Source organism: Bacillus sp. CCB-MMP212 (assembly GCF_022748145.1).
GTDB classification, from domain to species: Bacteria; Bacillota; Bacilli; order Bacillales; family Bacillaceae_G; genus Bacillus_A; species Bacillus_A cereus.
Window position 1 is genome coordinate 505,334 of record NZ_JALDQE010000005.1, and the last position, 23,150, is coordinate 528,483.

Sequence of the window (23,150 nt, forward strand, 5' to 3'; positions counted from 1 at the left end):
CCCTTCAAAAATTATTTGCTCTTATAGGTTCGTGTTTATGTTTAGCCCATAAATATTTCTGCAGTGAAACTCCAATTACTCCAATAATAACAAGCCCAATCCCTCCATAAACATAGAGTTGAGTTACTCCAAACAAATGCACTAATGGACCACTCATAGCAGGAGAAATAATTAGAACTGCGTTTGTTAAACTGCTTTGTATACCAAATACTCTTCCTACTTGATCTTGATCGGATTCTATTTGTAAAATGACTTGATTAGATACAAGCATCAGCCCACTTCCGATACCAGCGATAAAACTAATTAAATAAGCTAAAACGAAGACCGTACCGGGCGTTATCAAACCAATCCCCCCAAAACCAATTCCCATTAACACCATACCTCCACATACTACCCAGCCATATTGAAATTGTTTTAATTTCTGAGTTAGTAATGCACCAAGTATTCCGCCAAGACCAATAATAGAAATGATATATCCCATTTTACTTTTATCATGTGGGAATAAGCTCTTAAATAAAGTTGGGAATTGTGAGTCTACTAATTGTAATACTGCCATGGCTATTGTAACGAAAATCATGGTTGATAATATTATCCGATTAGATAACACATAACCCCACCCTTGTACCCAAGCGGTCCAAGTACTTTGTTTTTGCTTTTCAACAAATTCTTTCGATATAGTTTCTTTAAATTTTATTGTGGGTATCAGAACCAAGGTAGCTAATAAACAACTTATAGCTCTTATAATGAGGCAGAACTCTGGTTGAAACCAGCTCAGCAACATGCCCCCTATAAGTGGGCCTACTATCTTTGTACCCTGCTCTACTATTCCGTTGATACTTACTGCTTTAGTAAGCAAGTCCGGGGATACAATCTGTCTTGTTAGTGTTTGCTGTGCAGGATAATAGAAAACAATAAAAATGGAACGAATCATTAATGCCACTAAGAGCCAGTGGATATCTTGTACAAATAAAAGAGCAATTGTTATTAGACCAACCATTAGATTACAGAACATCATAATTGGAATTTTTCTAAAACGATCCGCAATAACACCTGCCCATGAGCCAAAAATAATTCCAGGAAGTGCATATGCAACAGGAATCAATCCAATCATAGTAGGATCTACTTCCCATTCAAACCCAACTATAGTCATAATCGCTAACATATCAATAAAAACACCAAGCATAAGCAATGAATAGGCAGAGAAAACTTGTAAATAAACCCTATTTCCTAATAGGCCTTTTGAATCAGTAGTTTTCATAAAAGCAAGCTCCTTAGGTTACTAATATAAACGCTTTTGCGTATAAGGTACCTCTTTATTAAACCTAATTAATCATTATTGACATCTCACCTAGAATTTAACTTCGTCAAAACTCAAACCGGTATTATTTTTCGTATATTTAAAATAGTCAGACAAACGAAAGCGTACCTATTCCTTCATTTTTATATCAACTGTTACAAAATATATCTTTACCTTACACTAATAACAGCTAAACGTTGCCTTAATATAACCCTTTACAGTCGTTTACACATTCAATTCACATCCTTTTTAAAGTTGGCTTTTTTCTATCTCAAATACTATCACACAAATATTTCACCTACTATATTCATAAAGTTGAAATATTTGAATCAGAAAATTCGGATAAAAAAACCAAATCCACAAATCATAACAAACTATTATTTAGTTATATTTTCATTTTATAGTTAGCTTTAACCATAAGGGTATTAAGAATTAAGTTTTTTAATTTTATTAACATAATAGTTTAAAGAGACCGTAAATCCAACTAAACAAAAAAAATATACAATAAAGTATATTTTTTCTAATCCTACATATTTTCTATGCAAATTAATTCCAATAACTAAAGTTGATAACAAAAATATAATATTACCAATCACTAATGTACTCATAACAAGAATTGAATAATATAGTATTAATACTTCTGCACCTACTACCTATTCTATTTATTGGATATTTATACTTCAAAAAAATTACACATCATTCACAATTAAGATACATACCCAAAATATGATTTGAACGTTTTATTATATTTTAAGATAATATAAAATCAGTTTTTCTATAAGAGAACTTAATTTTTATGTAGTACGAAACTGTTAGTAATACAGTATATACTAATTTAGTTATAAAAACATTTAAAGACCACCTATTTCCATAAGTGATCTTTCTTTGTGATTCTGTATTTGTGCACTACTGTAGAAATATATCGTAGAAACGCTTTGTTTGCTAAATGTTTAGTTCTTTCCATTTACTAAAAAACATAACTTCATACACTTAATATCATATTCGTTAAATTGCAAACTATTATTTTATCTTCTGTACAGGAAAACTACTAAAAATTAATTCAGCAACTTTTAAATATCCTTTTGAGTTTGGATGAATTAAATCCTTAGACCAAAGCGTATTGTCATTAACTAAATGATGATTCCAAAAATCAACATGATGAAGCTTATACTCTCTGCTCAGTGAATATATAACTTCATTTGCCTCTAATAATTGTTCTTTTATTACTTGTTTTTTTTCAGAAGCAAAAGGAAGCCTAACTGTAAAATCTGGAAGGTTTGCTATAATAATATCAGCCCCTGCTTTACTTAATGTATTTATCATAAATTCCATATCGTTCTTATATGCATCATGATTCCAACGTCCTTTTAAAACATCGTTTGCCCCTGCAATGAGACTAACCAAATCTGGATTAAAAGTTAACGCCTTTTCCAATTGCTGCGAGCGAATTTCTTTAGTTACTAACCCACGCTTTGCAAAATTGGCATATTCTATATCGTTTTCACACAGTTGAACAAAATGATCTACCCAGCTTTTTAATGCAATTCCCTCAACTTCATCCCCTATCCCCTCTGTAAAACTATCACCAATTGCTACAAATCGCTTCCACATATGTATTCCCCCTTTATTATTAACCATATCTATACTATACAATAGCTCACACCGTAATTGTTATTTCTAAGTGGTTTTCGATTTCAATTATATTCCACTTTACTATATTTACATTTAGAATCCAAAATTGACCGATTCCTAAGTATACTTAAGAATCGGTCATATTCATATATTTACTAAAGAAATAAAATCTATCTAGTAATTATACTTTTTTCAAAAAATTTGTTGTTCTTTGTTTTGCCCAGTTGATACATTTCTTTTCGATTAAATGATATGAAACTATAGAAAAAAGTAGTGTCATTGCAATGCACAAAGTAAGAAGGAAAAAGATAGGTATCTTTGTATACAAAAGTTTAAATAATACCATCATGATTGGAAAATGACACAAATAGATACTGTATGAAATTTCTCCTAAATATACAAATACACTCTTATTTAAAAATGCTTTTACTTTTAGGTTACTCATAGCCATTATAATAAATATACTAACCCCCATTACGACACCCCAATCTTTTAATAAGAAAGTTGTATCATTACGGGAAAAACCATAAATTAAAATGGAATATAAATATAGAATAATCCCTAATGCAATAAGAAATCCTTTTTTAAATTTTTTCATGTTCCTATATGAGTAGATAAGTTTTTCCTGATACTTAAAAAGTAACATTCCAACCATAAACATAGATGTAAAATGCAGTGTATCAGCATAACCATTATAAAATCCTTCAGCTTTCCCAATATGCAACATATTAAGAACAACACTAATTAAAGAAAAGCTCAATGCAAATAGTATCGTTTTCTTCCAATTCAGTTTATAAAAAAGAAGGAATAACAAAGGAAACACAATAGATATACGCATTTCTTGAGCCAATGACCAAATAACTGGATTATAATTTTCCGTAAAAAAGTTATTAAGAAGCACAAAGTGGTTTAGAATATCTAATTTTGTTATAGACCCTTGCCACCTATCATAGAACCAATCCCGTAATCCTACCACTTCATACAACGAAAATAAAATAAATAAAACAAAGGTAACGATTATCCAAAAATAATAAGGAATATAGATTCTTACAAATCTCTTAATTAAATATCCCCAATAATTTGTTTTTGAATGATAAAGTGCCATAGATAACACAAAACCACTTAGTACATAAAAAACGATAACAGCTTCCCCACCCGCCCATAAAAACCTAAGCGGGGAAAATTTAATAGAATTAGGCAACGATGGTAGCATTAAGCAAAAATGTCCAAATACCACAGTAAGTGCCGCTAACCCTCGTATGGAATCTAATTCTTTTATTCTCTTACTCATAAAATGTTCTCCTTGTAAATTGTAAATTTTGCTGTTCATAAAGGCCAATATAAGAATGTAGTGGGAGAATTGTACATATTCTTTCTTTAAATTCCTAATATAAGCAGTATAAAGTTAATTTGACCTCCATTTCTTTATATACATAATGTAAAACAAAATATTTAATACAAAGAAAAGATTTTATTAAATTTTTATAAAGTGAAACATTTAGTTGTATCCTATAAAATTAGCTTTTTACTATATCAATCGCACTATCCCACATACCACTAAAAAAAGATCCTGTTTTACGTATAAAACGTGTAAACCAATTTGCTTGTTCCACATCAGATTTTGTTACAAGGTCTATTTGTAATGATTTACCTGATAAGAACCCAGGATCTGTAGTATCTTTAGGCGAGATAATCATTTTACTAATTGTTACACCTTTTTTAATAGGCACTTCTTGTTTTTTATTCAATACTTTAAATTCTTTTTTATAAATGTCTTTATTGCCCTTCGGCATTGGAAGTGAAACAGCTTGCTTCGTTTGAACTACTACATCTTTGTCTTTTGCATTTGCTACTCGCACTGTTTCATGCCCTTTTACTACTGAATCTTTTCTGTAGACATTCTTCACTTCAAAATTCGCAAATCCATAATCGTATAATTTCTTTGTTTCATCAAAACGTGCCGTATGAGATTTTGCTTTTATCACTACAGAAATTAGGCGCATACCATTTCTTTCTACTGTACCAGTGAAACAATCTCCCGCTTCTGGAGTCGTTCCTGTTTTCAAACCATCTACACCTTCATATTGCTTAATTAAACCTTTTAACATCCAGTTAAAGTTCGCCATATCAATTGGATATTTACCACCCTCTTGGAATGTTTTTTTAGGAATTTTTGCTGTATTTAATATTTGGGGGAAATCTTGAATAAGACGTTGTGCTAAAATTGCACAATCCCTTGCAGACATTTTATTTTTCTCGTCTAGAGTTGTCCCTTCTGGATGATATCCTTTTAAATCGTGATTTGTTAAGCCTGTAGAGTTTACAAATTTATAATCTTTCATTCCAAATTCTTTCGACTTATCGTTCATCATTTTTACAAAGTTGACTTCTTTACCAGCAATCTCTTCAACTAAAGCAATTGTTGCACCGTTTGCAGAGTAAATTGCCATTGCCTCATATAACTCTTTTACCGTATAAGAGCCACCATTTTCTAATGGAACGTTTGATAATGAGCGATCTTGCGAAATCTTATGTGCATATTCAGAGATTTTAACTTTTTGATCCCATTTAAGTTTTCCTTTATCCACCGCTTCATGAACTAAGTATTCGCTCATCATTTTTGTCATACTAGCAATTGCCAATGATTCATCTGCATTTTTTTCATATAAAATTTTCCCGGAATTTGCTTCTATTAAAATTGCTGATCCTGCTTCAACCTCTATAGCAGAAACTGTTTCCGCTGCTGCTCTTCCAAATGTAACGAACATGCTAAAAAATAGTGTAAGCACTGTTACTATTGCAATAAATCTCTTGCAAAACATACCTTTCACTTCTGTTACCTCCAATATTTTTATACTCAAAAAAAGCGTTATTCTAACATAATCTCAAAAAATAGACAGTGTTCTCAAATTGTATATACATATAAGACATTAGAAGCGCTTTCATATAGACCATCTCATCCGACACTTTTAGGTACCCTAATACTTTGTATTCCCACACATATCACTATTTTTAATCCCCTTATATTTTTCAAAATGATTCGTACTTTCATATTTTTTAGGATTACAATTAATAGACAATCTAAATAATACATTTGTTCCACATTTACAAAAAATAAAGTGAAACTTTAATCAGTTGTGGTCTTACTGCCCGTTAATGCTTTATTAGCTATCAAGGATTTTAATTACTCAATTCAGCTATTTGCTAGACTTATATTAGAGATGAATTTTCTTTAGTCTAAACTATTAGTTTTTTGTAATAAAAAAACTACACCCTATACTGGATGTAGTTTTTCTAACAGATTTATTTATTTTTCACTTCATTTTTATAAAAAGCAAATAATGGTTCGATGGATGGACTAGATAACAGCGGAATTGCCTTCTCAATCAATTTCCTATCCCAATCAAACCAACGCATTTCCATTAACATGTTTATTTCTGTATCAGTGAATCGTTTCTTTATTTCCTTAGCAGGATTTCCACCAACTATTGTATACGGCGGAACATCTTTACTTACGACAGATCCTGCAGCAACAATTGCCCCTTCACCAATAGTAACGCCAGGCATTATTATAGCATTCATTCCAATCCAAGCATCACTTTTTATGACTGTATCACCCTTAGGTTCATATGATTGTTCAATTTGCTCAGCGAATGGATATACTGTAATCCATTCTGAGTGATGATTATGGTTACCACCCATTAAAATGACTACTCCACTTGCAATGCAAACATAATTCCCAATAATGAGTTTATCAAGATGCCATCCCATCTGTTCAATTGGATTGAAAAGTGCTTGAGACTTAGCATCCCCCCACAAATACCTTACACAGCCATCTTCAAAATTTTGATGACTATAATAGCCTGAATAATAGGAGTACTCTCCCACTTCAATGAGTGGATTTGTTACTATATCTTTTATATACTTTGTTTCTGACCAATGATTAAATAATGGATACTTCATAACTTTATTCCTCGCTTCTAAGTATTATATATTTTGCTATTTACTTAGAAGCTTACTACGACAGCTACATTTTTTAGCTTTCTCAAACGACGAATCATTATCTTCAAGCCTTTCTTTTATACTAAAAAAAGCATAACGCAATACATTACACTAGTCAAATTGTGTAATTTTGAACACATCTTAAACAGCGTAATACTGCAATAAGAACATGAAAACACTCTAACTTTGATCCAAATAATATATTGATTACATTCAGTTTATATTTTGTAAAAAAATTTTAATTGCCATGACAAAGCAAACAATAACCACTATTGGTCGTATTAATGCCGTCCCTTTTGTAAGCACCATCTTCGCCCCAATATATGATCCTATAATTTGACCAAGCATCATAATCAATCCAATTGTCCAATCGATTTGGCCAAAAATAATAAAATACAACAAAGCAGCGAAATTACTTGTAAAATTCAAAATCTTAGCATTTGCAGTTGCCCGTGTAGCACTATATCCACATAAGAGAATGAACGCTAAAGCAATCAAGCTACCTGTTCCAGGGCCGAAGAAACCATCATAAAATCCAAGTAACGGAGCCACTGTTAACGCAAACAACAACATACTTATTTTTCTCGGTCGATCTTCGTTTGCTATATTTGGAGATAATAGAAAATAAAGACCAATAATAATAAGTAAAAAAGGTAATATCATAATTAGATATTCTGCCCGTATCTGTAAAACAAGCCATCCACCGAAAACGGATCCCAAAAAGGTCATTAAGATGGACAAACGCATATCTTTGAGATTAATTTCTTTCTTCTTAATAAAAATCATTGTTGCCATGAGGGTTCCGCTACTCCCTTGTAGTTTATTAGTTGCTATCGCTACAGAAGGAGACATACCTACTAATAACATTATCGGGATAGTTATCATACCACCGCCCCCAGCAATTGTATCTATCCATCCTGCTAATACAGCTACTAAAAATAGTAGTATGAGTAATTCAATAGTAAAATCCATACAAAGAATAGGGGCAGGCTTGAGCTATTATAACCCAAACCTCCCCATCGCCCCTCCTCTCTTTAAACTAGTTAATGATATCTGTAAAGTAACTTTCTTTCTGATCACGTAATCGGCTGGAAACGTACTGCCTGCAAACAATTCTTCTTCCGTACTTATTATCTCCAATCGGGATTTTATATTCTTCCTCAGATAACCTTTCCCTACCATGAGTTACATTTGTTTGTTTATCATAGTATGAATTTGGAATAATTAATAAATCTTCAGATGTAAGTGGAACCTTATAAGTGGGCGTTGTTCGTAAGAGTTCTAAAAATATGTCAAATTTCAATTTTTCTTCTTCACTTTCTCCCACATAAATCAATCTATTTTCTGCTCCATTCAAACAAGTTGCAATAATATCACCATTATCATCCAAAAATATAATTTGGTTTATTTCCCCTACAAATCCAGATATTTCACCATCCGCCATTCCTGCGATATGAGCAATAGGCATTTTACTTATCGCCAATATATCATCTTTACTGAAGTGATTTTCTTCAAGATGCTTTTGAAGTAATTTTGGCGTTCCAATATGAGTTTGAGTTTTTAAATTTAACACTCCTTTTAATAAAAGAGCATCAACTCTAGTAAATTTTCCACAAGTAATTTCAGACACTATTTGTTCCACGGATTTATTAAGTCTATTTGATACAATTTCTAAATTCGTATTGAATGTTTTCAATCTTGCTTCAATATCTGATTGGTCTTTCATATCTGTATACACTGTGGCATCGTTATGTTGATAAAAGTTCCCACCACCGGTGCTTGCACCGACATTTCGCAAAACTTCATCGTTGTTCAAAGGGGAAATGAGGTGAAATCTATTTTTCCCTGCATGTTCGGATGGGTGAATTAAAGCATCATAATTAAAAAGTGTGGCGAATAGCCATGTGACCCATTCTGCATAAAAATATTTTTTCATTCTATCGTCTTCGTCTTCACCATAATTAAAACCTTTGCGATTCTCCCCAGGTAATAGGGTTTCCATAGGATCACATGGAATATTTTTAATAAGAGTAGGTGGTACGTTCCCACCACAATTCGCAACTTTTATCATATGTAGTAGTTTTTTCATGTCTGAATTCGAAGTTTTCTTTAAATAATCAATCAAACAATTAAGCCACTCTCTTGAAAAGCTTGCAGCTATTTCTTGATCACAAGTATAAGGATTATGAGTTTTTAATTCATGGTCTATTAGATTCTTCATTTTATCCTTCAATACATTAGGAATGCTAATTTCTTCGATTTCTGTAATCTGCAGTGTTCCTTTATTCATTATAAAACCTCCGTTGTTTTATTTTTTCACACCATATCTTCTATTGAATGAACTACCTACTTCTTTTTTGCTCCTTTGCTTTTCTTCAAAGCTATTAGAACTACCAATTTACAAATAAAAAACGTGGAGTATAAGAGATTTCTTCTTAGTCACATTTCCCCCACGAATCTCCGTTAAATTGGCAAATTTAATTTGAAAATCTGATTCATTTTCATACTTTACTTTCAAACTATGTTTATATGATTTTCAATTCAAGTAAGAGTATTTCATTTTCTAAAGTTTTCCTGAGTTTAAAATCAGAATTTTCAAGATAAATATATTGACACTAAAAATATAACACGAAACCAAAAAATGTAAATAAATAGTTTCTTTATAAAAAAATAGTCAGACTATTTATAAGGTAATTCGTATTTCATTGAACCAACTACGGCCTCTCAATTTTATTGATAACAATAAAAAGGTCCCCTAAATGGTGATAGAGGACCTTTTTCCAAGTATATTCTATTTTAAATTTCTTACTTACCTTTTATTTTAAAAGATATTGCTGTAACTTCTTTGTTAACAGTTCCATCCCGTTTGGGCTTACAATAATCTTCCCATTCGCTAACGAAATATTGCTGTCTGAAATATCCCCTGTAAGTGCACAAGCTCTTGGTGATTGATATTTTCGTAAAATAATCTGGTCCTCTTCTATAAACATTTCAAGAGAATCTTTTTCTACAATTCCTAAACTCCGTCTTATTTCCATTGGAATAACAATACGCCCCATGCTATCTGCTTTACGAGTAATTCCTCTTGATTTCATAAAATGCCACCCTTTATATTTATCTAATATTACGGTATTTATTTTAGCAATAAATAACAATTAGGAATAGTTCGTATTACAGTACTTTTTTTAGGAATAAATACCAATTAGGAATAACTTATGTTAGAATTATTTCTTGTTTATTCTTGATTTTTAATATATTTATCCTTGATCATTTTTATATATTGTTTTCTTTCTGTTAATTCAAATATAAATAATGCCTTTTTTATGTATGTTAAACCAACTTCATTAGAGTGCTGAACTTTTAATAAAATTGCACCTTTTTCAAAAAACAATTCACCTAATAAGTATAAAGTATTCATATTTATAGCTAATTTTATGCCTATTTCACTATACTTTATTGCTTCTTCATATTGATTTGCAAGGTGTAAACATTTTGTTAACGTATGAATGAGTCTTAATTTGATTTCTTTTTCTCTAGGGAATTCTATCTTATTAAAATTAATTAAACTTTGTTTTAATATATTTATGCTTTTCTCATAGTCTTCATTTTCTGCATGTATTATAGCAATTGAATTCATTATGCTTATTTCTTTTTCTGATAAAAAGTTACTACTACTTAAGGTTTGTTTTAGTGCTCTATTTAAAATGTCAAAAGCATTAATTGTTGCTCCATTTACATAATATATAGCAATCGCTTCATGCCATAATAGAAATTGTTTATCTTCTTTTGATTGGAAATTATTTTCGTTTTTCTCTTTTTTCACTATTTCGTAAAGCTCATTATATTCTTTTTGTTTCACACAATCTCTCATTACACATTTTACATTTTCAATATATTTTATTTTTTTGTTTTTCGTTAGCGCAAATATATAATTTGGATCAATACCAAGTCTTTCAGATAATTGATACAACAATATGCTAGATGGATAAATAATACCTTTTTCTATCTTACTAATTTGGCTTTGTGAACATATTCCATGACATAATTCAGATTGTGACATGTTTTTTTTCTTTCTAAGTTCTTTAATAATAATACCAAGATTGTAGAATTCCATCTTTCCTCCCTCAAATGTAACACTTTATGAGTATAAGAATATTTTCCAACTTTTAATGTAATGTAAAATTAATATGGTTACAATTACTAATTATATGGATTTATAGTTTCTTTTACAAACTTGTATCACAATACGAGAAATTATTAAAATATGGCTCACTAATAATCAATGGGAGTTTTATTCATCATCACTGATTATTAGTCCACTCCAGGTAGGCTTTTACAGGGAGTCCGACTTCTTTGCCACATCTAAATTTTGAGGTGGGAGTCTTACTACCCGCAAATAGCCAGATTAAAATAAATATGGTTTTTCACCTTTATTTCTTTTAATAGTTTCTTTTGATTTTTATATAGATAATTTCGAAGGAGCGTATTTTATGAAAAGAATGTTGACCGAAAGAGAGTTAGAAGTGGCTATTTATGTAGCAAAAGGATTTACAGATGTAGAAATTTCAAAAAAAATATATGTTACCCCTCGAAGAATTTCAACGATAATTAATCATATTAAAGAAAAATGGCATATTAATTCTAGAGTGGAATTAGGTATTTTAGTTTATCATTATGGTTTTATAGATGCACCCTTATTTTCAAATAAAGAAAATCATTTATTCGAAAAGGTTGCACAATAATTGGCCAAGTATAATGTGTTCATTTACAAATAAAAACAGAAAAGTCGCTGAACTTTTATTATTTAAGGTAATTCTGAAGCTGATGGGCATGTATGGCTTGCTAAAAGAAAAAATATAGATTGTATTTAGATATTTTAGTAAGAATGATTGTACCAGAAACTTTTAAAACCCCAATAATAGAGGACTCTTTGGATGTTTTATTGAAGGGATTCAAACGACTTTTAAAAGGTAAAAACATACCTTTAGACAATGTTTCTTCTTCAACAGCAAGTATAGCTTTTAATGTAGAAAATCCATCCATTTTGATTAAGCTTTTTTCAAAAAGGGTGGGTTTCTTCAGTTTATAGGAAAGGTATACTTAACTCATAAAAATTACAATAAAATAGGTAAAAATACCATCGCATCTTTACCTATCCTATAGATAAACAGGTTTTCATAAGAAATAGAAAACTCCACTGAACACTATAAATATATTATTTTAAATTAATTGGTTGTTGTTGAGTAATACAATGGATCATACCACCATTTTTATAAAGCTCTCTTACATCAATCCCCACAACTTTACGATCAGGATAAAGTTTTTGAATCATCTCATTTGCTATTTTATCATTAGGATCATTATAGTTAGGAACTAAGATAACTTGATTCGCTATATAATAATTAATATATGAACCTTTATAATCAAGCTGCTTCCCATTTTCTAATGTAACATTATTCTTGCTTAGCGGCAGATATACATACTTGTACTTATTCCCCTCAGCATCTTTTGCCTGCAACAACTTGTTAATATCTTTATCAGACGTTCCCCATTCAGCTAAATCTTTTTTGTTTAATGTTATAATAGTAGATTTATCGTGGAATTTTGCAAATCCATCAATATGAAAATCAGTAATATCTAAGTTAGGTACTCCATCTAACCAAATAAAATTTGTTACCCCAAGGTCACTAATATATTTTTCAATATCTTTTTCTGACAATTTTGCATTTCTATTTTTATTCGTCACAGCACTTCTAGTTAGTAAAGCAGTTCCATTACCATCTAATTCAAATGCGCCACCTTCAAGAACAAATTTATTCCAATCAATTCTTTCAATTCCTAACTGTTTACTAAGATTCTCACGAAGACGAGCATCTTTCTTATATGGTGTTTTCTTTCCCCATCCGTTAAATCCTGGGTCTAATATCTTTAGATTTTTGTCATTATCATAAACAAAAATTGGTCCAGTATCTCTCGCCCATACATCGTCAGTAGGTGCGATAAAGAAATCAATTTTCTCCATATTTACCCCGTGATCTATTAAAACCTCAGTAATTCTTTCTTTTTCTTCTTGATCATATGCAACAATATGAACTTTTTCGCCTTTACTTAAAGCATTTGTCATTTGAATCCAAATTGGCTCTACTTCTTGCTGATATTTTTGCCCATATGTAAATTCATGAGGCCATTGTAGCCATGTTCCTTCATGTTTGTTTTTTTCATCTGGCATTGTATACTTTCCTATTTGTTTTCGCACCTCTACTTTCTTCATATCTTTTCTTTGCGTTTTTTCAATTTCCTTCGCCTGAACTTTCTCAATCCCCTTCCCTAGAGCATAACCACTGAAAATAGATGTGGTTAGTATAGCACTCATACACAAATTCGTTATTTTTTTCATTTCTTAACCTCCTTTTCTGTCTTACTGTAAACCTTTACATAGTGTGAAGGTCAAGCTGTTCCATTTGAATTATTTAAATATTTTAAATGTAAAGTGTAATTTGAATCGAACTTTATACAAAACAAGTAAGAATCAACCATTTCTACTATAATCATCATTTTTTCATAAAATCTTACACTCTTTTCTTTTGTTATCCTTTTTATACTATGTACTGTATTATTTTCGAAAATAATACAGTACATGAAATTTCATATTAAATACATATTCATTCATTTATTAATTTGTTTATTCAGTTTATATTTAACTATTCAAAAGCAGTTACAATTCTCTCTTTCATTTTCTGTAATACTTCACTGCTCAATACTTTTTGACCAGTAGGAAGTTTTAATATGGCAGCGGCACCTTTACTAAGGTATATTTCTTGATCATTATTTTGATTTACTACCAATATTCCTTGCCCTTCAAATTCGAAATAACTAATATCTTTTTTATCATTTGTATTATTCTTTATTGCTGTATATAATCCATATAAATCTTTACTTCTATTTTCTCCGCCCGTTCGAATCGGTTCAATATCATTCGCAACAATTAGTCCTTCTGGCTGCTCACCCTTCATAATAAACCACAGCTTTTCATTTGTTGGTAATAGTAAATTCTTAAATTCAGAGCTATTTAAAATTTGCTGTGCTGGAATTGTTGCATAGATTGGTAACGAAAATGGAGATGTTGTTATTTTTTCAAAACTTAAATTTTCAGAAGAACTTCCCTTACTATATTGATAATCTTTTAATGCGATCGATTGTACTGATTCACTTTTATTTTTTGATGCATAACTAATTTTACTAGCGAAAATAATAACGGTCATTAAGCACATGCACGGTATCACAAGCTTAAGTAGTTTTCCCATTTATGAACCCCCGCTTTTAATATTATTAGTTTGCATGGATATTATAAACAGTTTCACTCCACCAAAAATTATTATTGTTATGGAACGTACTGAAATTATGATTATAATGATCACCATACCAAGGGTCCATGTACGTTATATAATCTGTTCCATTTGTCCCTTTATAAAATCCATCAAGTACTAAAAAGTGTCCGATGTTAGCCCCATTTTGCCACATAATGAGTGCAATCATCGGCTGATTACTATTAATTTGACTTTTGAACCAATCATATGATTTTGCTCCAGAACTTATAGCTGAGCTAACACCATATCCTGATAATCCATATTGTATTTCACGTGAAGTTGCAGGATTATTATATGATCCACCCTTAACATACCTAACGTACTGATCTTGTGAAGGAGTTTTCCCAAAATAATTTAAAACTGAAACCGAAGTGCCTGCCCAACACCAATTTGATCTTTCTTGTAATATGTTAGGTACAGATAATTTACGATCTATTGATGTATTTGGAGGATTTCCATTAATATACGCTGACGTTACATATACTTTTTTTCCATCTTTAAAATAATAAAACCAACGATTATCTAAATTTCCTGTCCAGTAATCTTTAACCGCTTCACCATACTCCCATCCTTTAAAAGATACTGTTGTATTTCCGGGAATCACATCTACAATATTTGCATTCAAACTTTTTGCCTCTCTAACATTTACATTCAATGGAGCTGTTGTTCCTGTAAATTCAACTTCTTCTGCTATTATTTTCTGAACACCAATAAAACTAAATGTGAAGAACAATAAAAACATACAAACAATAAAATGCTTTCTTCCCTTCATTTCTCCACCCCTTCATCAGTACTAAAAAACATCAACAATTCATCCTTATTAATTGTTCAAGCTTAATATTACATACTAACGAAAAATGACTTCTCATAAAGTGAAACTTTGATCAGTAGTGGTTTTATTCATCCCCCACTGATTGTTAGTTAAACCAATCGGGCTGCTCTGCAAATAGCGGGATAAATTCCAATACAAAAAAGGAGCCTATAAATTTTTATAGGCTCCTTTTTATTTCGTCGTTATTACTTAGCTAATTCTTTTGTACCCTTCATTACATCAATGAAGAATCCCCAGTTATTCACTACAGAAGAGATACTGATATGTTCATCTGGAGTGTGGACGTTAAAAATGTCTGGTCCGAATGAAATTGCATCTAATTCAGGCATTTTTTGAACGAATGCGCTACACTCAATCCCCGCATGCACAGCGAAGATTTCAATTTCTTTATTGTATTTTTCTTGATGCACTTTTTCAAATAAATTACGAATTTGTGAGTTTGGATTGTATGGCCATTCTGGATACTCTGACTCTATTTCAAATGTAGCACCAACTAATTCAGCAATATATTTGATTTCTTCTGCAACATGTTGTTTTAAACTACTTACAGAACTTCGCACTTCGTTACGTAATTTAATTTCATCTTGCAACGTTTCAATAACGCCTAAATTTGTTGAGCTTTCTACAAGACCTTTAATATCCATGCTCATACTTTGAATGCCATTTGGAATTAAGAATAATGATGAAATAAGCTGCTTTTGTGTCTCTTTAGCAAATACTTTTTCAACTTTTCCATCCAATTTTGTCAGTGTAACATGAACATCTGGATCAACAGCACGCATTTCTTCTTGTAATACACGTGTCCATGATTCTAGTTTTTCTTCTACTTGTCCTACATCTTCTGTACGAATTAAAATTGTAGCTACACTTTCACGCGGAATTGCATTCGTTTTTAATCCGCCGTGAACTTCACTTATGTTAAACTCCGTATGTGCTGATAAATCACGTAATACTCGTCCTAATACTTTGTTCGCATTACCACGTTGTTTATCAATTTCCATACCAGAATGTCCGCCTTTTAGACCACCAACATATAGACGGTATGCATCCATATTCGCTGGCGTTTCATCCCAAATTACGGGAATTGTTTCAACAGCTTTCGCACCACCTGCACTACTTACAAGTAATTTATGATCTTCTTCAGAATCAATATTTATAAATATCTTTCCTTCAAAATGATTTGGATCAATAGCAAAAGCCCCGCCCATTGTCGTTTCTTCTTCAGTAGTGATAACGACTTCAAGTGCTGGATGCGTAATTTCTTTTGAATCTAATAAAGCTAATGCATACGCAACTGCAATACCATTATCAGCACCTAAAGTTGTTTGATTTGCATATAACATATCCCCAATGATTCTTAATTCAATTGGATCTTTTTCAAAATCATGTACTGTTGCTTGATTTTTTTCGCAAACCATATCCATATGACCTTGAATAATAATAGCTGGTACATTTTCATAACCAGCTGTTGCTTCTTTTTTAATAATGACATTTAATGCTTCATCTTGAATGACTTCTAAGTTACGCTCTTTTGCAAAGCCCACTAAATAATCACTAATTTCCTTTTCATTACCTGATCCTCTAGGAATCTTTGAAATTTCTGCAAAATGATAAAATACAGGGTGCTTTGTTAATTGTTCTAAAGTAGAATACATTTTTCAAGCTCCTTTCAAAATGAAAAAATATTATGTAAGTCTTTTATCATTATACCATGATTCATTATTTTACCTTTCTTTTAACTTTTATTGTTCATTTTATGTAAAACACTCTTACAACATTGTAAGGGCATTGTAATCTATATCGATTTTTCTCATTTAATAATAGCCGTATACTTTTTAAAGAAACACATTAAAGGAGATAAAGAAAATGAAAAAGTTTTTAGCAATTATTACACTATGTTTATTATTTTCTAGTTTTACTATTGGCTGTGAGAGAGCGTCACTAAATAGAATTGGTAAAGATGTATATTACATGCAGATAAAAGGCGAAGGAACTATCGAAAAGGTAGATGGTAGAAACTTACGAAACTATACGCTGCCCGCATATGATGAAGATGGCGTCAAAAAACAAATTACATTTAGAAGTACAAAAAAAGAAAACAATCATAAATTAAATGCAGACGCGTTTTTACGCCTTTATGTAGATCAAGATGATAATAATAAAAATGAAATATCATCAATTGAAGTAAAGTCCTATGAAGAGATTCAGAAAGCAGATTTGCCTGAAAAAATAAGAGAAAAGTTTACTATTAAATAAAAAAAAAAGAAAATGCTCTATGCATTTTCTTTTGTTCTTTTCACCTGTATATATTTTGAACTACTATTATTCATCAGTTTCTCTAACCGATTTATATTCTCCGTTAATGCACCTTTCACAAGAGAGAAATCTGTATTTGATTCTTCTTTTTTTTCTTTAAAAAACGAAGACTTTTGTACATTGACTTCAGCCATCTCTTCTCCCCCTTTTCAAAAAGATACAACCTTTTATTTATATTATATAGCAAATGTAGAAAGAGTGTACACTTATGATTTTCTTTTTAATTCTTCTTCTAATTCTTCTACTTGCTGCAACGTATCCCCTTTTATTAAAGAGAAATCTGTTGTATCTTCGTTATCTTCTTTAAAAAAATCATTGTCATAATCTTTTACCACTACAATCACCTCTACATGCTAGTGTAGGAATGATTGTCCAATTTTATTCAACTTTGTCGGATTTTGTTTTTAATTTATGTATATAAGAAAAGGACAGAAAAAGATTCTGTCCTTATTTACTAAAATAACTATGATGTATTGTTAAATTATATACATTTTCAAAATCCCGATCTTGCAGGTTATTTTTCTTTCCATCAATAACAATGAAAACGTCACTTACTATTTTTGCTGGTATAATCCCGACATTTTCTACTTGCACCGCTTTCTGCTCATTCAATTGCTCGATATGTTCTAACGGAACGATAATACTAAATTGCGAGCGAATACCACGAAAGTTTGTATTTAACTCTTTCGCGGCTTCAAAAACAACAATTTTCGCGCCAATCTTTTCCCCATATGAATCTAAAAATGCATTTAAGCTCTTTGTATATTCCTCTTCCGTATGCCATTCCATCGTACCGAATACTGATGGATTAACATTTTGAATAATTGTCGTGTATATTTCTCCTCTCGCTTTAGATGCAATTAATGATCGTTTTATCGATTGAACTGTCTTGCCAATATCACTAAATTTCGCACCCCATATTTCTGAAATATTAGGTGTTAAAATGAACGCAATATCAACAAAAATAACCATCGCAGTAAACATTAAAAGATTTTTCCAGAGGGTTAAATCGATTCCTTTTATCATGAAATACACAGTGACAGATATGATAAACAAACCATACCAAGTCTTTCTAATACGTTGCTTTTTCTCCTCGTACAACTCCTCATTTTTCCAAAAAAAGAAAACAAGGACTACAAAGACAATCGCTAAAACAAATAAGCCAATTCGAATGTTAGAGATCATTAATCACATCACCCTCCATTCAAAAACTACTCACGATATCATTACATGCGCAAGTTGCTCTCTTTATGACAAAAGACGTGGACAAGCTTCTAAAATTAGCTACATCGCATATATATTAGAAGGTACCACGTCTTTTATCCTGCTATTTGTGGGCAGTAAGACCCCCACTGATTAAAGTTTTACTTTACCATGAGTCTATATTGTATATGTAGACAAGCATTCATTTCAAATTTTCGTATTAAAAAGAAATATGTTTCGGAATTTCCCCTTCAGGTACTTCTCCATCCATACTTAAATAATAATGACGAATCGGACGTAAGTTTTCGTCTAATTCATAAACAAGCGGAATGCTAGTGGGAATATTTAATGAAACTACACCATCACTTGAAAGGTTGTCTAAATATTTTACTAGCGAGCGAATTGTGTTACCGTGTGATGAAATAATTACTTTATTACCACTTTTTAATGTCGGCGCAATTTCTGAATGCCAATAAGTAAGTACTCTCTTCTCCGTATCCTCTAAACATTCAGTTAATGGAAATTCACCTTTTTTGAGTGTTTTATATCTTGGATCATTCGCTTCATATCGAGGATCGTCTTCAGTAAGAGCCGGTGGTCTTACATCAACACTTCTTCTCCAAATATGAACTTGCTCCTCACCATATTTTTGTGCAGTTTCATCTTTATTCAGCCCTTGCAATGCACCATAATGTCTTTCATTTAGCTTCCAAGATTTATGTATTGGGACCCAAGTAAGATCCATCTCATGAAGTACAATCCATAACGTCCGAATTGCGCGTTTTAATACAGATGTATAAGCCACATCAAAAGTATATCCGTTTTTCTTTAATATTGCTCCTGCTTCTCTCGCTTCACTTAATCCATTCTCTGATAGATCAACATCTGTCCATCCAGTAAAGCGATTTTCAAGATTCCATAAGCTTTGTCCGTGACGAATAAGTACAAGTTTTATCATTATAATTCCCCTTTCGGAAATGTGAATTTTATTGTTCCATTGCGTACACGTATAAAGTATCTAGTAATGTATCTTTTTATCCATTCACTCTATGACCAAATCATAGTTGCCAAATGTATGGATAAAATTTGTTCTTTTTCAAACGATAAAAACAGAAGTTTTTTCATTATTTTTGATCGACTGGTAGTTCACGTTTCGTTATCCAAGCATCAAAACCTGATCGGCTATTTGCCATTTCATTCATAACTTGGTGCCAATTGTCCTCATATGATTCACCAAATTTTGAAAAAATAGCACCCATTTGTTGTCTTTGTACATCACTCAGTTTTTTCTCTAAATCTGTACCTTTTTCTGTTAAAGACAACTGTTTCACACGTCGATCATGCATAGCTTCATTACTCTCAATTAAGCCCTTCTCCACAAGTTGACGTAGCGGTCCGTGGAGAGCTTGTTTACTTATTTCTAATAGTGATAATAACTCATTTACACTTATCCCTGGAAAACGTGCGATAAAAAATAAAATTCGATGATGTACTCGTTGAATGCCATATTCTTTTATAATTTCATCTGGCTTTTCAGTAAATGTTTTATATGCAAAATAAAATAATGCTAATGCCTCATTCATCTGTTCTTCTTTATGTTGTGTCATCTACTTTCCCCCTGTATGTAAATTATACCACAATCTAGTAATGAATATTTTAATCAACGCATTAGAACTTATTTAGTCTATTGAAACATTCATTGCATAATTAGGAGATGATTCATTTGAAAAAACAATATACTGTAAGTACATATTTATTGGATAGACTACATGAATTAGGAATTGAACATATATTTGGGGTTCCTGGTGATTATAATCTTGCCTTTTTAGATGATGTGGTAGCACATGAAAATTTAAAGTGGATTGGCAATTGTAACGAATTAAATGCTGCATATGCAGCAGATGGGTACGCTCGCATAAAAGGAATCGCTGCTCTTATTACTACTTTCGGAGTTGGAGAATTAAGCGCTATTAACGGTATTGCTGGCTCATATGCGGAAAACGTGCCAGTTATAAAAATCACGGGTACGCCACCAACAAAAGTAATGGAAAATGGAGCAATCGTCCATCATACGTTAGGAGATGGAAAGTTCGATCACTTTTCCAATATGTATCGAGAAATCACTGTGGCACAAACAAATGTAAAACCTGAGCATGCTGCTGAGGAAATTGACCGTGTTTTACGTGCATGTTGGAATGAAAAACGCCCGGTTCATATTAATTTGCCGATTGATGTATATAATAAACCAATTAATAAACCTACAGAACCAATTTTATATAAACCGATTTTAAGTAATAAAGAAGCGTTGGATAAAATGCTACTACATGCCACTTCAATAATAAATAACGCCAAAAAACCTGTAATTTTAGCTGATTTTGAAGTAGATCGATTTCACGCTAAAGAAAATTTACATCAATTTGTAGAAAAAACTGGGTTTCCCATCGCGACGTTAAGTATGGGAAAAGGAATATTCCCAGAAAAACACCCTCAATTTATAGGGATTTATACTGGTGATGTAAGTTCTCCGTACTTGAGAAAAAGAATTGATGAATCTGATTGTATTATTAGTATTGGTGTGAAGTTAACTGATACTATTACAGGCGGCTTCACACAAGGTTTTACAAAAGAACAAGTTATAGAAATCCATCCCTACACTGTGAAAATTATAGATAAAAAATACGGTCCAGTTGTAATGCAGGATGTTTTACAACATTTAAGTGATTCAATTGAGCATCGTAATAAAGATACCCTTGACGTTAAGCCATTTATTTTAGAATCATCACCTTTTACTGAAGAGTTCATCCCAAAAGCACAAATGGTCACACAAAAACGTTTTTGGCAGCAAATGTACCATTTCTTACAAGAAAACGACGTCTTAATTGTAGAGCAAGGAACACCTTTCTTTGGTAGTGCTGCTATCCCTCTACCTAATAACACTGCATATGTAGGACAACCGTTATGGGGATCTATCGGATATACACTGCCCGCTCTACTTGGTACACAGCTCGCCAATTTATCACGGCGCAACATTTTAATTATTGGTGATGGTTCTTTCCAAGTAACTGCCCAAGAGTTATCAACTATACTACGTCAAAATTTAAAACCGATTATATTTTTAATCAATAACAACGGATACACCGTTGAACGTGCCATTCACGGCCAAAACCAACCTTATAATGATATACAAATGTGGGATTACAATAAACTATCAATGGTATTTGGGTCAGAAGAAAAAAGTCTAACATTTAAAGTAGAAAATGAAGCAGAATTAGCAGAAGTCTTAACAAATATAACTTTTAATAAGAATCAACTTATCTTTATTGAAGTTATAATGAGCCAAAGCGATCAACCTGAATTGTTAGCTAAACTCGGGAAAAGATTTGGTCAGCAAAATTCTTAATATAAAAGCATAACCTAATTATACAATTGGTAGTGTAAAACTTGTTTTGAGAATAGTTTCGACACTCAAAATACATAAGGAAAAGGATGGAAAGCACCATCCTTTTCTATTTTAAGAGCATTCTTCGACTAACGCCCCGTATGACAAGCAAAAATTCTTAATCCATCTTTAACTTTATAGCTTTTGTCGCAATAAATGTTTTAATATGCTTATCTAATATCCTTGTTCCACCAAAATCATCCTCAAAAAAACCTGTTATAACAAAACCAGCTTCAATTTGGCCTTGGATTTGGTCTTCTAAAGTATGCGCATATTCTATTGTTTGATTTGAATCGATGTAATCTTGAACTTCATCCTCTGGTAAATAATCCAATGTTGATGAAGGAATTGAATGTTTAACATCAAGAATACCTTTTTGCTCTTGGTTATCATCAAAAATCCATAGTAACGGATTTGTAAATCCAGCAATAAGAATACCTTTATTCTTTAAAACCCTAGAAACTTCATCCCATACAAGATGAACATCTTTTACAAACAAATTAGAAACAGGATTTATAACAATATCAAAATATTCATCCTCAAAATCACCAAGGTCTGACATATCTCCTTGTACTGTTTTCAAAGTCAAACCATCCCGTTTTGCTACCTTTTCATCTTGTTCCAATTGCTTCTTAGATATATCAGTAACTGTTACATCTGCTCCAGCAGCAGCTAGAACAGGTGCTTGTTGTCCGCCACCTGATGCTAAGCAAAGTATCTTTAATCCATCTAATGACTTTGGAAACCACTTTCTAGGAACTGATTTTTCCGTAGTGACTGTAATCTCCCATTCACCTGATTTGCTTTTCTCAATAACCTCGCTACTTACAGGCTGCGTGTATCTAGAACCTTCTTCAACCTTCTTATCCCATGCATTACTGTTTTGTTGTGTAATATCCATTGCGATTAGTCCTCCTAACGATCTAGTTGGATTTTAAGTGTAAACTTATTAACTATTTATGCTTTCCTTTTTCTATTAACCCGCCTGATAGTTCATACATAGTTGTCTATATTTATATTAACAGATAAACACTAATAATTACTAAAAATTCTAAAAAGACA

The 23,150-nt window shown here is 31.6% G+C and carries 22 protein-coding genes; 3 read left to right on the top strand and 19 right to left on the bottom strand.

Annotated features, from left to right (window positions below):
* Positions 1–4: 4 nt before the first annotated feature.
* From MRP26_RS17220 to MRP26_RS17260, 9 genes are all read right to left on the bottom strand, one after another.
* Positions 5–1,258, bottom strand: a complete 1,254-nt coding sequence (locus tag MRP26_RS17220; RefSeq protein WP_000858613.1) for an MFS transporter — start codon at positions 1,256–1,258, stop codon at positions 5–7.
* 1,059 nt (positions 1,259–2,317) lie between these two features.
* Positions 2,318–2,908, bottom strand: coding sequence for an SGNH/GDSL hydrolase family protein (locus tag MRP26_RS17225; protein ID WP_053564482.1), 591 nt, complete (start codon positions 2,906–2,908; stop codon positions 2,318–2,320).
* A gap of 202 nt (positions 2,909–3,110) precedes the next feature.
* The gene (locus MRP26_RS17230) at positions 3,111–4,259 is read right to left on the bottom strand and encodes an acyltransferase family protein (RefSeq protein ID WP_242806469.1); all 1,149 of its coding nucleotides are present in this window, start codon (positions 4,257–4,259) and stop codon (positions 3,111–3,113) included.
* A gap of 187 nt (positions 4,260–4,446) precedes the next feature.
* Positions 4,447–5,760, bottom strand: coding sequence for a D-alanyl-D-alanine carboxypeptidase family protein (locus tag MRP26_RS17235; RefSeq protein ID WP_346770926.1), 1,314 nt, complete (start codon positions 5,758–5,760; stop codon positions 4,447–4,449).
* A gap of 472 nt (positions 5,761–6,232) precedes the next feature.
* The gene (locus tag MRP26_RS17240) at positions 6,233–6,892 is read right to left on the bottom strand and encodes a CatB-related O-acetyltransferase (RefSeq protein WP_000876934.1); all 660 of its coding nucleotides are present in this window, start codon (positions 6,890–6,892) and stop codon (positions 6,233–6,235) included.
* Between the two features lie 252 nt (positions 6,893–7,144).
* Positions 7,145–7,903 carry a TSUP family transporter gene (locus MRP26_RS17245; protein ID WP_029442323.1) on the bottom strand — a complete coding sequence of 253 codons (759 nt, stop codon included), beginning with the start codon at positions 7,901–7,903 and terminating at the stop codon, positions 7,145–7,147.
* Between the two features lie 67 nt (positions 7,904–7,970).
* Positions 7,971–9,221 carry a hypothetical protein gene (locus MRP26_RS17250; RefSeq protein WP_098678374.1) on the bottom strand — a complete coding sequence of 417 codons (1,251 nt, stop codon included), beginning with the start codon at positions 9,219–9,221 and terminating at the stop codon, positions 7,971–7,973.
* Between the two features lie 526 nt (positions 9,222–9,747).
* Complete coding sequence (locus tag MRP26_RS17255; RefSeq protein ID WP_242806470.1) at positions 9,748–10,026, bottom strand: AbrB/MazE/SpoVT family DNA-binding domain-containing protein; 279 nt, start codon at positions 10,024–10,026, stop codon at positions 9,748–9,750.
* 140 nt (positions 10,027–10,166) lie between these two features.
* Positions 10,167–11,045 carry a helix-turn-helix domain-containing protein gene (locus MRP26_RS17260; protein WP_000397972.1) on the bottom strand — a complete coding sequence of 293 codons (879 nt, stop codon included), beginning with the start codon at positions 11,043–11,045 and terminating at the stop codon, positions 10,167–10,169.
* Positions 11,046–11,421: 376 nt separating this feature from the next.
* On the opposite strand from MRP26_RS17260, the gene MRP26_RS17265 reads away from it, so the two are divergent.
* Complete coding sequence (locus MRP26_RS17265; RefSeq protein WP_000827555.1) at positions 11,422–11,673, top strand: response regulator transcription factor; 252 nt, start codon at positions 11,422–11,424, stop codon at positions 11,671–11,673.
* Positions 11,674–12,146: 473 nt separating this feature from the next.
* On the opposite strand, the gene MRP26_RS17270 is transcribed toward MRP26_RS17265, so the two are convergent.
* From MRP26_RS17270 to pepD, 4 genes are all read right to left on the bottom strand, one after another.
* Positions 12,147–13,328: an agmatine deiminase family protein gene (locus MRP26_RS17270; RefSeq protein ID WP_000724490.1), complete on the bottom strand. Its 1,182-nt coding sequence runs from the start codon at positions 13,326–13,328 to the stop codon at positions 12,147–12,149.
* Between the two features lie 304 nt (positions 13,329–13,632).
* The gene (locus MRP26_RS17275; RefSeq protein WP_242806471.1) at positions 13,633–14,235 is read right to left on the bottom strand and encodes a hypothetical protein; all 603 of its coding nucleotides are present in this window, start codon (positions 14,233–14,235) and stop codon (positions 13,633–13,635) included.
* A gap of 25 nt (positions 14,236–14,260) precedes the next feature.
* Positions 14,261–15,070: a papain-like cysteine protease family protein gene (locus MRP26_RS17280; protein ID WP_000678370.1), complete on the bottom strand. Its 810-nt coding sequence runs from the start codon at positions 15,068–15,070 to the stop codon at positions 14,261–14,263.
* Positions 15,071–15,315: 245 nt separating this feature from the next.
* Complete coding sequence (pepD, locus tag MRP26_RS17285) at positions 15,316–16,785, bottom strand: beta-Ala-His dipeptidase (protein ID WP_000287549.1); 1,470 nt, start codon at positions 16,783–16,785, stop codon at positions 15,316–15,318.
* A 211-nt stretch (positions 16,786–16,996) separates the two neighbouring features.
* Here pepD and MRP26_RS17290 point away from each other — a divergent pair, with 211 nt between their 5' ends.
* Entirely contained in the window at positions 16,997–17,386 is a 390-nt protein-coding gene (locus tag MRP26_RS17290; protein WP_000713869.1) for a YxeA family protein, read from the top strand.
* Between the two features lie 17 nt (positions 17,387–17,403).
* On the opposite strand, the gene spoIISB is transcribed toward MRP26_RS17290, so the two are convergent.
* The 5 genes from spoIISB to MRP26_RS17315 all read right to left on the bottom strand — a co-directional run bounded on the left by spoIISB (position 17,404) and on the right by MRP26_RS17315 (position 20,256).
* Complete coding sequence (spoIISB, locus tag MRP26_RS17295) at positions 17,404–17,580, bottom strand: stage II sporulation protein SB (RefSeq protein WP_000852629.1); 177 nt, start codon at positions 17,578–17,580, stop codon at positions 17,404–17,406.
* Positions 17,581–17,652: 72 nt separating this feature from the next.
* A complete protein-coding gene (locus MRP26_RS17300) occupies positions 17,653–17,781 on the bottom strand; it encodes a hypothetical protein (RefSeq protein WP_000237818.1) in 129 nt (42 codons plus the stop codon).
* 112 nt (positions 17,782–17,893) lie between these two features.
* Complete coding sequence (locus tag MRP26_RS17305) at positions 17,894–18,631, bottom strand: type II toxin-antitoxin system SpoIISA family toxin (RefSeq protein ID WP_053564491.1); 738 nt, start codon at positions 18,629–18,631, stop codon at positions 17,894–17,896.
* A 238-nt stretch (positions 18,632–18,869) separates the two neighbouring features.
* Positions 18,870–19,607, bottom strand: a complete 738-nt coding sequence (gene gpmA, locus MRP26_RS17310) for a 2,3-diphosphoglycerate-dependent phosphoglycerate mutase (RefSeq protein WP_053564492.1) — start codon at positions 19,605–19,607, stop codon at positions 18,870–18,872.
* A gap of 166 nt (positions 19,608–19,773) precedes the next feature.
* Positions 19,774–20,256: a MarR family winged helix-turn-helix transcriptional regulator gene (locus tag MRP26_RS17315; RefSeq protein WP_053564493.1), complete on the bottom strand. Its 483-nt coding sequence runs from the start codon at positions 20,254–20,256 to the stop codon at positions 19,774–19,776.
* A gap of 107 nt (positions 20,257–20,363) precedes the next feature.
* Between MRP26_RS17315 and MRP26_RS17320 the strand changes: the two genes are divergently transcribed.
* Entirely contained in the window at positions 20,364–22,049 is a 1,686-nt protein-coding gene (locus MRP26_RS17320; protein WP_078401833.1) for an alpha-keto acid decarboxylase family protein, read from the top strand.
* Positions 22,050–22,206: 157 nt separating this feature from the next.
* Here MRP26_RS17320 and MRP26_RS17325 read toward each other — a convergent pair whose 3' ends face one another.
* Positions 22,207–22,989, bottom strand: a complete 783-nt coding sequence (locus tag MRP26_RS17325; protein ID WP_053564495.1) for a class I SAM-dependent methyltransferase — start codon at positions 22,987–22,989, stop codon at positions 22,207–22,209.
* Positions 22,990–23,150: the final 161 nt, after the last annotated feature.